Raw genomic sequence first — 15,405 nt, forward strand, 5'->3', positions numbered from 1 at the left:
CCACATGACCAACGAGATGCTCCGCGCGCCCGCCGAGGTGAAGTACGCCGAGGAGCTCGACTGGCTGGAGTCGATCGACGACGGCCCCAAGCCGTTCTCCTGGCGGCTCAGCCCCCGGATGGTCCGGCTGTTCGTGCTCGGCAGCGAGCGGTCCGACGGCCTGGACCGCGAGATCCCGCAGAAGTGGTTCGGCGACCGGAGCTTCGTCGAGCGCAGCATCGTGACGCTCGCCTCCGACCGCGGCCTGCTGCTGATCGGCGACCCGGGCACCGGCAAGAGCTGGCTGGCCGAGTTGCTGTCCGCCGCCATCTGCCGCGACTCCACCCTGGTCGTGCAGGGAACGGCGGGCACCACCGAGGACCACATCAAGTATTCGTGGAACGTCTCGATGGTGATCGCCAAGGGTCAGTCCCGCGAGTCGATGATCCCCTCGCCGATCATGACAGCCATGGAGCAGGGCATGATCGGCCGGTTCGAGGAGCTGACCCGCTCCACCAGCGACGTGCAGGACGCCCTGATCTCGATCCTGTCGGAGAAGTACGTCTCGATTCCCGAGCTGGACACCGATAACACCGTGTTCGCCAGGCCCGGGTTCTCGATCATCGCCACGGCCAACAGCCGGGACCGGGGCGTGAACGACCTGTCCTCCGCGCTGAAGCGGCGGTTCAACTTCGTCCGCATCCCGGTGGTGACGAGCAAGGCCAGCGAGGCGGAGATCGTCCGCTTCCGCACCACGGAACTGCTGCGCCGTCACCGCATCGAGCTGGACGTGCCGCCCGCGCTCCTGGACATCCTGCTGCAGAGCTTCGCCGACCTGCGCGCCGCGGCGGCGTCGGCCACCAGCGAGGACGAGAAGCTGGAGTCGGCCCTGTCCACCGCCGAGCAGATCGGCGTGCTGGAGGACGCCATCCTGCACAGCCAGTTCTTCGGCGACCGCACGCTGCGCGCCGAGACGCTGGCCGGCGCCCTGGTGGGCTCGCTGGCCAGGCGTGCCCCGGAGGACCTCGCCATCCTCAACAAGTACTGGCACGGTGTGGTCGAACCCCGCAGCAAGCAGGACGGCGGCGAGTGGACGCGGTTCCTCGACGGCGGCCGCCAGGCGATCTCGACGCTGTCATGAGCACCTTCGACGCCCTGCGGGAGCAGCTTCTCGACGCCGCGGCGGCCTTCTCCGGTGACGGGGACGCGGCGCCTTCCCAGACCCTGGCAGGCATCCTGTCCGGCATGGTCGACGACGTCGACCGCATGCTGCGCGAGGAGCTGGAGATCTTCCCGGTCTGCCACCACTCGCCGGCCTCCGCCCTGGCCATGACCCGGCGGCTGCGCGACAAGCGGCCCAAGGTCGTCTACCTGGAGCTGTGCGAGGACCTGCGTCCGCTCCTGGACGAGCTGCGCAACTGCCGGCTGCCGGTGGCGCTGCAGGCGTTCGCCACCCGGCTCGACGGGTTCCCGCCCGGCTCGGGGCCGCTCAGCGTGATCGCGCCGGTCACCGAGGCGTCGGCGGAGTATCAGGCCATCGCCTACGCGCTCGACACCCCCGGCGTCGAGATCGTGCTGGTCGACCGCTCGGTGGACCACGTCTTCCAATGGCTGCCCCGGGAGACGGACGGTCCGGCCGGCTCGGCTCCGCAGGAAACCGGCGCTCCGCGGGAAACCGGCTCCGCTCCGCAGGAGGCGGGCTCCGCCGAAGACGGGCACGGCGACGAGGCGGCGTTGCACGGTGACGCCGTGGGTGTCGAGATCGGCGACCTGCGGCCGCGCTTCGCCGAGCTGGAAAAGCACCTGCTGCACCACGGCAAGGTGCGGCACTGGTCGGAGTGGTGGGACCAGTACGTCGAGCAGCCGCTGACCGGGGCCGACTACGGCACCTATCGCCAGGCGATGGCGCTCGTCGGCAGCCTGTTCCGGCGGCTGCGCCCCGACGCGGACGGCCGCCTGGCCGTCGACGAGGAACGCGAGCGCTACATGTGGACGCGGATCCGCGAGCACCTCGCCGCGTCGGGCGCCGACCCCGCCGACTGCATGTACGTGTGCGGGGCCTTCCACGCCGTCAGCACCATCGCCGAGTTCGGCCTGCGGTCCGAGGCGCCGCCGTACGAGATCGGGCCGCGCACGGGCACGGGCTGGCTCTACGGGCTGATCCCCTCCAGCCACTCCGCGATCGAGGCGCAGTTCGGCCTGGCGCAGGGCTCGGTGTCCATCGCCGCCGCCACCTGGGCCAAGGCGGTCAAGCGCGGGGGCCTCACGCCCCACCGGCTGGCAGGACAGCAGGACGGATCAGGGAAGCGGGCCGCCAGAACCACCAAAGCCGCCAAACCAGGGACCGCCACGGCCACGTCGCCCGCCGCCGAGCCGGCGGCGGACCGGCTGTCGGGGTTCCTCGCCGGCCCGCCCGCGCTCGACGGCCTGGACGAGAACGAACTGCGCGGCTGGTGCGTCGACATCGTGCGGCTGGCCCGCCGCAACGGCTATCTGGCCAGCACGGCCGACGCCATCGCCGTGTTCGAGACGTCGATCCTGCTGGCGGGGTTGCGCGGGCGGGCCAGGCCCACGCCGTACGACTTCGCCGACGCGGCCGTGACCTGTATCGAGAAGGACTCCGTGCCGGGCCGCCGGGACGTCCGCCGCCTGTGCGAGATCCTCCTGGGCGGCGACAAGATCGGAATGGTCGGCTACGACGCGCTGCCCCCGCTGGTCCGTGACGTGTACGACCGGCTTGAGCCTCTCGGACTCGACCTGACCAGGCGCACCCAGCAGCGGGTGCTGCTCGACCTAAAGGCGGATCCCGAGCTGGAGCCGTGCTCCGATCTGCTGTGGACGTTGCGTTGCCTGCTGCCGGACGGCGCGGTCCGGCCGATCATGGGCGCGCGCCGCCTCGGCGAACGGCCCATTCAGGAAAGCTGGGACGTGGCGCTCGGCCGGCACCAGCGGGAGATCATCGAGCTGGGCTACGAGGGCGTCACGGTCGAACAGGTGCTGGAGCAGCGGCTGCGCCGCACAGCCTGGGACCCCCAGGCCACGGCGGGGGCCGCGCTCGCGGCCGTCGAGGACGCCATCCTCTATCTGGGTGGCCGCCGCCTCGCCGGCGAGCTCGGCGCCCGCGCCGTCGAGCTGCTGGCCGCAGAGCGCACGGTGGACGACGCGCCCGAGGTCCTGCGCCGGATCAGGCGGCTGCTGACCTACTACCAGGCGAGCGAACCGGAGCTGCCCGCCTGGTGCGAGGACTTCGTCACGGCCGGATACGCCCATTACTGCACGCTGCTGCCCACCGCCTTCGCCGACGACGACACGGGCGTGCGCCAGGTCGGCGCGATGCTCGGCTTCCTATTCACGCTGGAGAGCCTCGCGCTGTCGCTGGGCTGCGACCGGGCCCAGCTCGAACTGGCCGTACGGCAGGCGCACCCGCGGGCTCCGGCCAAGGTCGCGCTCCTGTGGGCGGCGCAGACGCAGCTTGGCCTGCTCACCAGGGAGGAGCTGCGCGCCCGCTGCGACGAGCTGCTGGCCAACCCGCTCGTCGTCCCGGCCTATCCGCTCTATGTGAGCGGGTTCGTCCAGGCGCTCGAACCCGTCCCCGGCCTCGCGCCGTTCGTGGTCGAGGCGCTCTCGAAGGCCTTCGCGCGGCTGCCCGACCCCGTCCTGCTGCCGTGGCTGCCGAAGCTGATCTCCACGTTGCGCCGGCACGCGCCGGAGCTGGTCCCCGTGCTCGTCCGTGAGGCCGGGCGGACCTTCCCCGGCGCGCTGCCCGAGCTGGACGCCTGGACCCCGCCCTGGGAACGGCCGGCCGGGCCGGTACGCAGGACCCGCTCGGCGCCCGCGCCGAGCGGTCCGGTGTCGGCGCTGCTGACCCGGCATCCACAGGCGTGCGACGCCATGGCCGCGCTGCTCGGCTGCGCGGCGGAGTGGGGGAGCGCCGGGCAGGACGACGGCGAGGTGCGGGCCCTGCTCGCCCGGCATCCGGCGACGACCGGCGCGGTCGCCGCGCTGCTCGGTGCCTGAGCCCATGCGCGGTCGCCGCGCTGCTCGGCGCGTGAGCCAATGCTCGCGCCTTCACCCGGTGGCGGCGCCGTCGAGCATTCCGTGCCGACGCCCACCCGGGCGGAGGCGGCGCCGGCTCTCCAGCGGTCCGGCCGGTGGGTCATCGAGGCCCCCGCGGCTGCTCGGCGACCCTGCCGTCCTCTGGTAGATCACTGCCTGACCTGCTCGTCCGCAAATCGGGGGCGCCGCCCCTGAGCCCGGCTCCCCCGCGGACCCTCATCACCCGATGGTCCGGGGGCGCCGGCGGAACCGGCAGGCCGACGGCGTACGCCGATCCTCCAGCGCCTCCAGCACCGCGTCGATCCGCTGTCGGCAGTCGTACGGCTTCGTGTGTCGCAGGCGCACGTCCCGCCTGCCGCGGGTCGCGTCGGCCGGCGCGTCGGTCATCAGGCCCCACTGCCAGTACCACTTCTGCATGCCGTGCAGCACGCACACATAGAGGGTGCCGATCTCGCCGGAGCACTGTGCGGCGTACGTCGCGATCTGGTGCCAATCCGCGACGAGCGGCGTGGTGGTGGATCCTCCGACGCGGACGTGCGTCACCACGTACAGGCGCGTGTTCTGGTCGAACTCGGCTTCGACGATGTCGCTGAGCAGGCGTGGCTGCCGTAGGAGGCGGGCTCGGGATAAGGGCCAGGACGAGAAGGCGAGCAGGCCGAGCAGCGCCACCTCGATGCACCAGTCCAGAGTCACGGAGGGGTTCCCTTCGTCGGAGGCCGCACCTGCATTCGTCCCCGGGCGGTGCCCGACCGCGGCTGTCACGCTTCTGTCGTGTCGCGGGATGTCGGAATCGGGACGTGGGTACGGTCCAGAGGTGAGACGAAACAAGGAGAGCGGCTGCGACGATGCCGGTCGCAGCCGCTCTCTCGCGGCGCGTTTCCATCCGCGACCCTGCCCCAGGTAGCGGGGCACGAATGGAAACGATCATCCGGTGCTCCGGAAGGCAACTCCGCCGCGAACCGGACGAGGGACGTCCACTAGTAACCCCCACGTCCCTCGCCTTTCTCGGCGGTGGCGCGCACTCGCCGAGAGCATTTCGGTGCTGTCGTCGCCGGCGCGGTGGGATGTCCGTTCACCGCGCCGGCTGACTTCGGGGCGAGCGGTTAGCCGCGCCGCCAGCCGCCGTGGCCGCTCCAGCTACCGGCCCCCGTGCCGTGGCTGGAAGAGCCGGGACCGCCGGGGCCGCCGTGGTTCGAGCCGCCCGGACCGCCGGGGCCGCCGTGGTTCGAGCCGCCCGGACCGCCGGGGCCGCCGTGGTTCGAGCCGCCCGGACCGCCGGGGCCGCCGTGGTTGCCCCAGCCACCGCCGGGGCCGCCGTGGCCGCCCCAGGTGCCGCCGCCGGGGCCGCCGTGGCCGCCCCAGCTGCCGCCGCCCCAGTGGCCGCCCCAGTGGCTGCCGCCCCAGTTGTGGCCCGGGTTCCAGTACCCGCGGCCGGGCAGGCCGTACCACCGGCCGGGCAGGCCGAGGGACGCGTCGCAGCCCCAGCTGCCGGGCAGCGGGTAGTAGCGGCCGTCGACGACGTAGACCGGCGTGGTCAGCCCCGCCCCGCAGCTCGGCGAGATGTAGATCCCGCCGTTGACGACGGACTGGCAGCTGGGGAGCACGTAGGTCTGGGTGCCCACGACGTACTCGTGGACGCCGGTGCCGAGCTGGTAGCCGGGGAGGCCGTACCAGCGGCCGGGCAGGCCGGTGACGATCTGGTCGCGCCAGGTGCCCGGCAGGGCGTAGGTGCGGCCGGACACGACGTACACCGGCCGGGTCAGCCCGGCCCCGCAGGTCGGCGAGACGAGTACCCCGCCGTTGACGACGTACTGGCAGCTGGGGAGGATGTACGTCTTGCCCTTCAGGATGAACTGGTGCACGCGGATGTCCGCGCGCGGATCCGGACCGCGCCTGGCGGTGTCGGCCGGACGGGAGACGCTGCTGGAGGCCTGCTGCGCGGTGCTCGCCGCGCTCGCGGCTTCGGCGGCCACCACCATGGGAGTGACCAGGGCAGCGGTGGCGAGTGCCCCCGTGAGGAGGGCTTTCTTCATCGTCAAGAGACGATTCCTTTCCTGAGGTGTGCTGCTGTCGGATCGAATGCGCATCCCGGAAGCCGTCGGTGTGGCGACGGCGAAGCGGAATGCGCAGGACCGCAGTCGAGGCGGTTCCGGCCCGGACTCGCCGCGAGAGCCTCCGCCGGGGATCAGGAGTGACCCCGGATCGGAAACACGTGACGCGATCACGAGTCCTCACTTCTGTCAGCGAATTTTGACGACACGGAGGGCCGGAACAGGTCGAGAGTCCGCACCCCCGCTGCTGCCGCGATGGCGTCCGCCGTGGTGCGGCGGCATGTGCCTCGTTTGAGCAGACCGTCGATGCACTGTCTGGTAAGGGCTGCCCGGCGAGCGAAATCGGCCACGCTCTGACTGTGACCGACCATCAAGGCGCGCAAGAGCGCCACGCTCCGAAGGTGCATCTGCGGCTTTCCCGCCATAGCGAACCTCTCCGATGGAAACTTCATCATCAGATTCTGCTGACGTCTCGACTGCAGGTCGCACTCTAATCCGGCCGGGCGCGGCCGCACGTGAAAACGGAAGGTTTCCGAGAATAAATCTTGTGCGGGTCGGCTTTTTGGTGACGCATCTTGTTGACACAACTGGTCCCTGGCTTCGCCGGGGTTTGCTCCCTGTCGTCAGGATCTAGCGGGCATGATGGGGGTGATCGCGGCCAGAAAGAGTCGAGGAGCTGACAACCGAATGCCGTCGCAGCGCGTGACACCCCAGCCCCCCACCCCCCTGAGCGACTGCATCCGCGACTACGTGGCGGACAAGGGAATGAGCATCCGCACGCTCGCACTGAGGTCTGTCAGCGGGAGCACAGGTCAGAGCCTCACCGCCCAGTGGATCACCGACGTGCTGAGTGGCCGGGTGTCGCGAATGCCGGATCTGTGGCGTTTGGAGGCTCTCGCGGCCGGCCTCGAGATGGATCCGGACAGCGTCAAGGCGCTGGCTATCAGTCAGTGGATCGGATGGGACATCGCCGACGTCCGGACCGGCCCCGGAGAACGCCTGATCTTCCGCGTGCCGACGGGTTATACAACTGAACAGTGCGCACGCCTCGCCGACGAACTCATGCAGGTGATCAATAGCACGGCCGAGCCGGAAAGGGAGGAAAGGTGATTTTCCGGATGCACGGTCGCCTTAGCCGGTGCTGATGCGTCAAACTTTCCTGGCATCGAGCAGCGAAACGATCGGGGACGTGATTGCACAGAAAGGATATGGTGGATGATTCGTGTCATCACCGTCGCAACCATCAGTGGAATTCCGTCGCGCCCACTTGCTGCATAGCTTGCCGGTGGTAATCCACCACGCACTTCGCGATAACAGGATCATCGCCTTCGTCGACGAGAGCCAGTTCGCTCCCGAGCTGATCGTCCCCATGGACGAGATCGGTACGGCGACGCTGAAGCTGCTTCAGCCCGTCGACGACGCGCGCCCGATGCCGGCGCTGCGCGTCCGCATCAGAAGAAGTGGGGATCTCGGCCACGAGCTCGTCGTGGCCGAGTACGCGGCAGAGGAGATAACGGTCGCTGTCGAAAAGACCCTCATCACCGAGGAACTGGCCGCCGCCCTGGGTGACACCGGCACCGCCGTCACCCGCACCTTCGTCCGGCGGACGACGTGAGCCCAGGAACGTCTGGAACGTGCCAGAACGATGTGGCGCCGCCGGCGGGGAGGTCGCGGGCGGCGTCTGGGAGAGGGGGCGGCCCTGCGGGGAGGTCGCGGGCGGCGTCAGGGGGAGGGGGCGGCCCTGCGGACGGCCGATGATGCGGCCTTGCGGGCCGGCCGATGGTGCGGAGGGGGAGACGGAGGAAGTCAGGACTCATGCGGGCGGGGGTGGGCGGCAGGAGGCCGTGTGCCCCTCGACGGGTGAGCGGGGCCGTGGTGCCGCCGGGCCCCCGTCGGCAGGCCCTTCTCGCCCCGCTTCGAGCGGGAACGGTGCTCGGACGGCGGTCGCGCGGGTTCCGGCGGAGCGGTGCTGGGCTGGACCGTGATCCCGGGAGTCGTGATGCCGGGGGCCGTCGTGGCCACGGTGCCGGCGGGCGGGGGCGAGCCCGGCGCCGGACCGGAGGTGTCGATGCTCGCCCAGACGCTCACCGCGGTCAGCACCGCGGCCCCGGTCAGGATCGCTGCACGGATCAGCGTCGGGCGTGGCAGGGAGCGATGCCGTCCGGCCTTCGAAATGGGGGAGGGCTCGCGTTCCGGCTCATATCGGCCATGAAGGTCGCCGTCGATGTCGTCGTGCCGCCCGGGGGCCGGCGCGTACGGCGGGGGCTTGGGCCGTGCCGCGCGGCCGGGGCCGTAAGGGGCTCGCCCGGCGCGCCGGGGAGAGCGAGGTCTGTCGTGGCCGTTCATCACGCGCTCCGGATCGAAGGAAGTCATGCCATTACTGAGGGAGAGGGAATGGCTACGAACGGTATCCGAAGATCTGTGGGTTGCGGCCGGCTTTGGCCCCAGGTTGTCAGCAAAATCTGCTGACAACCTGGGGTTTTTAAATCCCTCGCCGAGTCCGTGCTCGATCGAGGGTGGTGGGTGCGATCCTCAGGCGGGATCTCTCACGAGATCCTCGGTCAGCCGTCGCAGGGAGTGGCGTTGTAGTTGGCGGCCGCGCAGTCGTCGGCAAGACTGTCCACCAGGACCACCGGCGCGGTGACCACCGGCGTGGTGACCACCGGCGTGCTCCAGTAGCCCAGCGGGCGGCTCCAGTAGCCGAGGGGGCTGCCCCAGTAGCCACCGTGCCAGGGACGGCCGGAGCGGTAACCCCACCCGCCGTGACCCCAGCCGCCGTGACCCCAGTCGCCGGCCTGTGCGGTCGCGGCCGCGTGCTGCGGGGCTGCCGTCTCCGCCGAGGCGGCGATCGGCGCCATGACGACGATCCCGGCGGCGCAGGCAGCGCCGGCCAGGAGCAGTCGACGGATCATGCGTAACCTCCTGTTTGCGTGATGTCACTGACTGTGACCGCTGTCACGCTACAACCCCTCTGATCACGCGTGTGGGCGGCGACACTCCAAGCGAAGGCAATGTCGCGGGCGCCGCCGCCGCGCCGATCAGCGGGCGCCGGCCCGATCCCTTGGGTTCACCTGCGTCCCCGGAGACCGCCGCCGGCGGCCGATCCCGATCGAAATCTCACCTCTTATCCGAGACGTGTCCGGCGGCGCCGTCGCGGGCGGGGAGGCGCCGGGCGGGGGTTACCAGTCGCCGTCCCCGCCCTCGTCCTCGTCGCCCTCGAAGATCTCCTCGATGATCTCGCCCGCCACCAGGCCGCCGACGACCCCGGCGGCGCCGGCCGCGGCCACCGCGCCCCAGCCGGGTCCGCCGCGGTGCTCGTGGTGGCCGCCGTGCTCATAGCCGTGCGCATTGCCGTGCTCATAGCCATGGCCATAGCCATGTCCGTAGCCGTGTCCAGGCCCCTGGTCATAGCCGTGGCCGTGGTCCCCGTGGCCATATCCGTGCTCGTAGCCACCGTGGTGGTCACCGTACGGGGCGCCGGGCCCGGTGAGCCCGGTCAGCCAGCGGTCGATCTCCGCGGCCCAGTCCATGCGCGCCGCGTCCTCGTGGCCGACGTGGAAGCGGCCGACGGCGTCGCCGGAGTAACGGCCGGCCCGCTTGTCGGCCTCCAGGATCACCTCCAGACCCGCGGGACCGGCCACGAAGGTGAGCTCGACCTCCCCCACCACCCCGGCGTGCCGCGGGGGCGGATAGAACTCGATCTCCTGGTAGAACGGCAGCTCCTGGCGTACGCCGTACAGGTGGCCGGCCTCCAGGTCGGCCGACCTGAAGGCGAAGCCGAGCTGGAGGAACGCCTCCAGGACGCGCGACTGCGAGGGGAGCGGCTCGACGGCGATCGGGTCGAGGTCGCCCTTGTCGACGGCCTTCGCGATGGCCACCTCGGTGCGTACGCCGAGCGCCATTCCGGTGAGGGGCTGTCCGTCGATCTGGCTGATCGGGGTCTCCCACGGCACCGGGATCTGGAAGGGGATGCTCCGGTTCTCACCCTGGCGCAGGGTGAACGGACCGGACACCCGGGCGCGGGAGAACTCCCCGAGCCCCGCGCTCTCGCCGTCGCCGTGCTCGATCTCCACTCCGGCCACCAGGCCGAGAGTGATGTCCTCGATCTCGGCGTCGAAGTCGCCGCCGGTCAGTCTCACCTCTCCTGTGAGCATGCCGCCCGGCCGGACTCGTGGGGTGGTCAGTACGGTGTCCACCGAGGGGGCGCCCACCCCGAGAGCGCCCAGCATCCGCTTGAAGACCACGTGTCTCTCCCTGTCGACGGTTGATGAGGTGTCAGCCGCCCACCTGAACGATCAAGCACCGTGGCCGGGTTCCGGCCACCGGTGGAGATCGCCGACTCAAGTGATCACGATTTCCCCGGCCCGGCCCCGTACGGAGGGCTCGCGAGCGGATCGATGCTGCCGCAAGTTTGACGCGGCTTTTGCTCAAATAGGCATGTTTGGGATTGTTCTCCATTTGGCTCGCTAATACGGGTGAAGCGGACAGTGTGGAGGTGGCGAACCGGCGTGGAGACTGTTGCGGCGCAGGCAGAGGCGGCGACGGGTCGCGCGTCCCCGAGCAGGGTCGTCATGTCGCTGATCTCCCTGGCGCTGGCGGCCGTGCTCATCTCGTTCCTCCCTCACCTCACCGGAGTCACCTGGGGGCAGCTCGACGAGCGCCTGGTGCGGGTCGGCTGGGGCGCGATGGCGGTGCTCACGGGGGTGTGGCTGGCCGGGCTGTGGGCGTACTCGAACGTCGTGAGCGATTCCCTTCCGGGGTTGAGCAGACGCCGGGCGCTGCTGGTCAACTGCGTCGGCAGCGGCGCCAGCAACGTGCTGCCGTTCGGCGGGGCCGTGGGTGTGGCCATGACCGTCGCCATGATGACCAGGTGGGGCTTCGCACGGCGGCCGGTCGCGGCCTCCGCGGTCGTGACGGGGGTGTGGAACCTGCTGTCCCGCTTCCTGCTCCCCGCCGTGGGACTCGTCTGCCTGCTCGGCGCGGGATACATGCCGGACCGCCGGCTCGCGGTGGCCGCCGGGGTCGGCGGCGCGTTGCTCATCGGCGTGGTCGTCGCCATGTCGGTCGCCCTCCGCCGGGAGGCGGTGGCCGACCTGCTGGGGCGGGGCCTGGATCGGATGGTCCGGTTCCTGCCGCTCAGGCGCAAGCCATGCCTGCGCGACTTCCTGCTCGATCTGCGTCACTCCACCATCGAGATCACTCGTACGCGCTGGCCCCGGCTCACGCTCGGCATGGTCGCCTACATGGCGCTGCAGTGCGTTCTTTTCATCGGGTGCCTGCGCGTGACCGGCGCCGAGGTCGCCGTTCCCGAGGCGGTCGCGGCCTTCGCGATCAACCGGGTGCTGACCACCGCGGTCATCACGCCCGGCGGGTCGGGGATCAGCGAGTCGGCGACCGCGCTGGCGCTGATCGGCTTCGGCGTCGCGCCCGGGGCGGCCACGGCGGCGGTGCTGCTGTTCTGGTTCTTCGCCCACCTGATCGAGATCCCCGTCGGGTGGTTCGCCTGGAGCGTCTGGTCGCTGACCATACGGGCACGAACGTGACGCCGCCGCCGTTTCGGGGCGCGCCCAGGGGTGCCACCGAAGGTGTGCGGTGCGGCGGCAGGCGGGTGGCGCTGCGTGCGGTGAGGCGGGTGGCGCGGCGGGTTACCTTTTCACCTGGCGGCCGGAGGACGTGGCCCTGACATACTCCGCCGCGACCGGCGTTCGCGGCCGGGTCAGCCGGTGGACACCCAGGCCGGCGGCGGCCACCGCGACCAGGCCGCACGCGACCAGGAGACCGACCCGCCCGGAGATCCGCTCCACCAGCTCGTACGAGCTTCCCGCGGCGTACCCGAGCCCGACGGTGCCCGCCCCCCAGACCAGCCCGCCGGGCACCCCGTAGGCGAGGAAGCGCCCGTACGGCAGGCGTCCCATGCCGGCCAGCATGGGCACCAGGGCGCGCAACAGACCGACCCAGCGGCCGAAGAGGACGGCCGGCCCGCCGCGCCGCCGCAGGTAGTCCTCGGTGCGGTCCCATCGCTCCGCGCTCACCCGGCGGCCCAGCCGGCTGTCACGCACACGAGGCCCCAGCTGCCGGCCGATCCGATAGCTGATCGAGTCCCCGGCGACCGCGCCCACGCCGGCCGCGACCATCATGAGAGGCAGGCTCACCTGCCCCGTGAAGGCGAGGAAGCCCGCCATCAGCAGAGTGAGCTCGCCCGGCACCACGAGCCCGATGAGCGCCGCCGTCTCCGCGCAGGCCATCAGCCCGACCACCAAATAGGCCCACGAACCCGTCACCGCCATGAACTGGTGCAGCCCCTGCGTCATCGGATGCCCCCCGCCGCCGCGATGACTGTCTCCCCACAATGCACGTCGTAAGGGAAACGCCAGTAGCTCGCGGCGGGAAAACCTCAGTAAGCGTCACGTACGCCGGGAAAACATCAGATAGCGCCGGAGAACGTGTCGCATCGGGCGGGAGAGCCCGTCGTGTACCCCGTGGTGAACCACTTCACCCGCTGCCGGGAGCTCCCGTGCGTCCACCCCTCGGGGTCCACCCTGCCCTGGGTGCGCTCCTGGATCCTGTCGTCGCCCACCGCCGCCGCGGCGTCCAGGGCCTCCTGGATGTCCGCCTTGGTGAACGGGCTCTCGTAGAACCCCGTGTCGACCGCGTTCTTCGCCCACACTCCCGCGTAGCAGTCGGCCTGAAGCTCCAGCCGTACGGAGGCGCTGTCCGCGCCCTGGCTGTCGCCGCCGGCCCGCCGGGTGGTGCCGAGGAGGTTCTGCGCGTGGTGGCCGTACTCGTGACCGATCACGTACGCCTGGGCGAAGGGCCCGCCCTTGGCGCCGAACCGGCTCTCCAGCTCCGTGAAGAAGCCGAGGTCGAGGTAGACCCGGCTGTCGGCCGGGCAGTAGAAGGGACCGACGGCCGAGCTCGCCCGGCCGCAACCGGTGGTCACCGCGTTGGTGAACAGGACGGTGCGCGCGTTGCGATACGGCTGCTTGCCCCGCTCGGCGAAGGCGTCCCGCCAGTATTTCTGGACGCTGTTGACCACACCCACCACGCGGCACTTGTCCGACTGGTCCGCGTCGCTGCCCTTCTTGCATTGGGCGGTCAGATCCGAGGCCGGACGCGCGCCGGTGGACCCGCCGGACGAGGAGTCTCCACCGCTGAGAAGGTCGGCCGGGTTGACGCCCAGGACCAGGGCGACGACCAGGGCGACGACGCCGATGACGCCTCCGCCGATCGCGAGCCCGCCTCCCGGGAACCCTCCGCCGCCCTCCTCCACCTGTGACGCGTCGAGATCAACGTCGTCGCGGAAGTCCATAAGCCCGCCTTCCTGCCCCGGGACCTGCCACGCCCTATGATCCCCGACGGCCGCATTCCTGCATCCGTTCATCCACCTCCTTCCGCTGAGGAGCCGAAGACCGTGAACGATCGATCCCTGCGCGAGACCCGGGAGTTCTTCGCCGCGAAGGCGGCCACCTGGGAGGAGAAGTATCCCGACGACGGCCCGGCCTTCGCCGCCGCGATCGCCGAGATGGCCCTGCCGGCCGGAGGCCTGGCCCTCGACGCCGGATGCGGCACCGGCCGCGCGTTCCCCCTGCTGCGGGACGCCGTCGGGGCCGCCGGGCGGGTGGTGGGCGTGGACGTCACCCCGGAGATGATCCGGTCGGCCCGCGAGCGGGGGCGGGGCGAGTCCGGCCTGCTGCTGATCGCCGACGTCGGACGGCTTCCGCTCCGCGACGGGGTCGCGGACGGCGTGCTGGCCTCCGGGCTGATCTCCCACGTTCTCCGGCCGGAGGCCGTGCTGTCCGAACTGGCACGGGTGACCTGCCCCGGCGGGAGGCTGGCGCTGTTCCACCCCGTGGGCCGTGCGGTGCTCGCGGCCCGGCGCGGCCGCACCCTGACCCCCGACGACGTACGGGCCGAGCACAACCTCCGTCCCCTGCTGGACGCCGCCGGCTGGACCCTGCTCGACTATCACGACACCAAGGAGCGCTATCTGGCCGTAGCTCGCAGATGAGAGGGAGTTATGTCAAATGAAAGAGCCTCTGCAAGCCAATATCAGTCCCGATATCCGCAAATGCGGCGTAAGGTGGTGCCCGTGACGACGTTCCGGATCAGCGAAGCGGCCGCGGTGCTCGGCGTCAGCGCCGACACCGTACGGCGTCTCGTCGACGCAGGCAGGCTCGCCGCGCACCGCGACGAGAACGGCCACCGCCTGATCGCCGGCACCGACCTCGCCGCGTTCGCGCGGGCGCAGACCGAGGCGGACGAGCGCACCGGAATCTCCTCGGCGCGCAACCGCTTACGCGGGATCGTGACCGAGGTGATCAGGGACGCGGTGATGGCCCAGGTGGAGATCGCCGCCGGGCCGTTCCGGGTGGTCTCGCTGATGAGCCGCCAGGCGGCCGACGAGCTCGGCCTGGAACCGGGGGTGATGGCGGTGGCCGTCGTCAAGTCCACCAACGTCGTCGTCGAGATCCCGGACCACGCGCGCGTCGCGAGTCAGTAGAAGGAGCTGTGGTGCTCAGACTTCTCTCCCTGGCCGCCGTCCTCGTCTTGGTGCTGAGCCTGGCGGCGTGCGGCTCGTCCTCCCCGGACACGGCCGCTCCCGCCTCCTCCGGCGCCGGGAAGTCGCTGACGGTGTTCGCCGCGGCGTCCCTGACCGAGACGTTCACCGAGCTGGGCAGGCAGTTCGAGAGCACCCACTCCGGCACGAAGGTCACCTTCAACTTCGGGTCGAGCGCGACGCTCGCACAGCAGATCACCCAGGGCGCCCCCGCGGACGTCTTCGCCGCCGCGAGCCCGGCCACGATGAAGACGGTCACCGACGCCGGGCTGGCCTCCGCGCCCACCGTGTTCGTCAGGAACACGCTGCAGATCGCCGTCCCCGAGGACAACCCGGCCAAGGTCGGGTCGCTCAAGGACCTGACCGACCCGAAGGTCAAGGTCGCTTTGTGCGCCGAGCAGGTGCCCTGCGGCGCGGCGGCGACCAAGGCGCTGGACGCGGCGGGGCTCACGGTCACCCCCGTCACCCTGGAGCAGGACGTCAAGGCGACGCTCACCAAGGTCCAACTCGGCGAGGTCGACGCGGCGCTCGTCTACCGCACCGACGTGATCGCCTCCGGCGGGAAGGTCAAGGGCATCGACTTCCCCGAAGCCGCCCAGGCCGTCAACGACTATCCGATCGCGGCGCTCGCCAAGGCGCCCGCACCCGATCTGGCCAAGGAGTTCGTCGATCTCGTGCTGTCGCAGCAGGGCAGGGACGTGCTGACCAAGGCCGGTTTTCAGGCGCCGTGAGCGGCTCCGGACGAGCGCGAGTCCCGCGGGC

At 71.0% G+C, this 15,405-nt stretch carries 15 protein-coding genes; 9 read left to right on the plus strand and 6 right to left on the minus strand.

The window, feature by feature from the left end; all coding sequences use genetic code 11:
- Window positions 1-4: 4 nt before the first annotated feature.
- Window positions 5-1,120, plus strand: coding sequence for an AAA family ATPase (locus ACIBK1_RS04800; protein ID WP_396732346.1), 1,116 nt, complete (start codon window positions 5-7; stop codon window positions 1,118-1,120).
- Window positions 1,117-3,996: a DUF5682 family protein gene (locus tag ACIBK1_RS04805; protein WP_396732349.1), complete on the plus strand. Its 2,880-nt coding sequence runs from the start codon at window positions 1,117-1,119 to the stop codon at window positions 3,994-3,996. Before ACIBK1_RS04800 ends, ACIBK1_RS04805 begins: the two co-directional genes overlap by 4 nt.
- A gap of 258 nt (window positions 3,997-4,254) precedes the next feature.
- Here ACIBK1_RS04805 and ACIBK1_RS04810 read toward each other — a convergent pair whose 3' ends face one another.
- Together ACIBK1_RS04810 and ACIBK1_RS04815 are read right to left on the minus strand one after the other, a co-directional pair.
- Window positions 4,255-4,728, minus strand: a complete 474-nt coding sequence (locus ACIBK1_RS04810; protein ID WP_030507780.1) for a hypothetical protein — start codon at window positions 4,726-4,728, stop codon at window positions 4,255-4,257.
- 410 nt (window positions 4,729-5,138) lie between these two features.
- On the minus strand, window positions 5,139-6,074 hold the full coding sequence (locus tag ACIBK1_RS04815; RefSeq protein ID WP_396732352.1) for a hypothetical protein: 936 nt from the start codon (window positions 6,072-6,074) through the stop codon (window positions 5,139-5,141).
- A 699-nt stretch (window positions 6,075-6,773) separates the two neighbouring features.
- Between ACIBK1_RS04815 and ACIBK1_RS04820 the strand changes: the two genes are divergently transcribed.
- From ACIBK1_RS04820 to ACIBK1_RS04830, 3 genes are all read left to right on the plus strand, one after another.
- Window positions 6,774-7,196 (plus strand): hypothetical protein, encoded by a 423-nt coding sequence (locus tag ACIBK1_RS04820; RefSeq protein WP_030507783.1) that lies wholly within the window; start codon window positions 6,774-6,776, stop codon window positions 7,194-7,196.
- A gap of 136 nt (window positions 7,197-7,332) precedes the next feature.
- Window positions 7,333-7,701 (plus strand): hypothetical protein, encoded by a 369-nt coding sequence (locus ACIBK1_RS04825; protein ID WP_030507784.1) that lies wholly within the window; start codon window positions 7,333-7,335, stop codon window positions 7,699-7,701.
- 351 nt (window positions 7,702-8,052) lie between these two features.
- Window positions 8,053-8,298: a hypothetical protein gene (locus ACIBK1_RS04830; RefSeq protein WP_030507785.1), complete on the plus strand. Its 246-nt coding sequence runs from the start codon at window positions 8,053-8,055 to the stop codon at window positions 8,296-8,298.
- Window positions 8,299-8,647: 349 nt separating this feature from the next.
- Here ACIBK1_RS04830 and ACIBK1_RS04835 read toward each other — a convergent pair whose 3' ends face one another.
- Both ACIBK1_RS04835 and ACIBK1_RS04840 read right to left on the minus strand, forming a co-directional pair.
- Window positions 8,648-8,998 (minus strand): hypothetical protein, encoded by a 351-nt coding sequence (locus tag ACIBK1_RS04835; RefSeq protein WP_396732357.1) that lies wholly within the window; start codon window positions 8,996-8,998, stop codon window positions 8,648-8,650.
- A gap of 267 nt (window positions 8,999-9,265) precedes the next feature.
- On the minus strand, window positions 9,266-10,330 hold the full coding sequence (locus ACIBK1_RS04840; RefSeq protein WP_396732360.1) for a sporulation protein: 1,065 nt from the start codon (window positions 10,328-10,330) through the stop codon (window positions 9,266-9,268).
- A 264-nt stretch (window positions 10,331-10,594) separates the two neighbouring features.
- Between ACIBK1_RS04840 and ACIBK1_RS04845 the strand changes: the two genes are divergently transcribed.
- Window positions 10,595-11,629 carry a lysylphosphatidylglycerol synthase transmembrane domain-containing protein gene (locus ACIBK1_RS04845; protein WP_239104868.1) on the plus strand — a complete coding sequence of 345 codons (1,035 nt, stop codon included), beginning with the start codon at window positions 10,595-10,597 and terminating at the stop codon, window positions 11,627-11,629.
- Between the two features lie 102 nt (window positions 11,630-11,731).
- Here ACIBK1_RS04845 and ACIBK1_RS04850 read toward each other — a convergent pair whose 3' ends face one another.
- Both ACIBK1_RS04850 and ypfJ read right to left on the minus strand, forming a co-directional pair.
- Window positions 11,732-12,397, minus strand: a complete 666-nt coding sequence (locus ACIBK1_RS04850) for a DedA family protein (RefSeq protein ID WP_396732363.1) — start codon at window positions 12,395-12,397, stop codon at window positions 11,732-11,734.
- Window positions 12,398-12,510: 113 nt separating this feature from the next.
- Window positions 12,511-13,395: a KPN_02809 family neutral zinc metallopeptidase gene (gene ypfJ, locus ACIBK1_RS04855; RefSeq protein WP_396732366.1), complete on the minus strand. Its 885-nt coding sequence runs from the start codon at window positions 13,393-13,395 to the stop codon at window positions 12,511-12,513.
- Window positions 13,396-13,497: 102 nt separating this feature from the next.
- Here ypfJ and ACIBK1_RS04860 point away from each other — a divergent pair, with 102 nt between their 5' ends.
- From ACIBK1_RS04860 to modA, 3 genes are all read left to right on the plus strand, one after another.
- On the plus strand, window positions 13,498-14,094 hold the full coding sequence (locus ACIBK1_RS04860; RefSeq protein ID WP_396732370.1) for a class I SAM-dependent methyltransferase: 597 nt from the start codon (window positions 13,498-13,500) through the stop codon (window positions 14,092-14,094).
- An 81-nt stretch (window positions 14,095-14,175) separates the two neighbouring features.
- Window positions 14,176-14,586, plus strand: a complete 411-nt coding sequence (locus ACIBK1_RS04865; protein WP_030507791.1) for a TOBE domain-containing protein — start codon at window positions 14,176-14,178, stop codon at window positions 14,584-14,586.
- 11 nt (window positions 14,587-14,597) lie between these two features.
- Window positions 14,598-15,374 (plus strand): molybdate ABC transporter substrate-binding protein, encoded by a 777-nt coding sequence (modA, locus tag ACIBK1_RS04870; RefSeq protein WP_396732373.1) that lies wholly within the window; start codon window positions 14,598-14,600, stop codon window positions 15,372-15,374.
- Window positions 15,375-15,405: the final 31 nt, after the last annotated feature.

This window comes from Microbispora rosea (assembly GCF_044460045.1).
Classification (GTDB): domain Bacteria; phylum Actinomycetota; class Actinomycetes; order Streptosporangiales; family Streptosporangiaceae; genus Microbispora; species Microbispora rosea.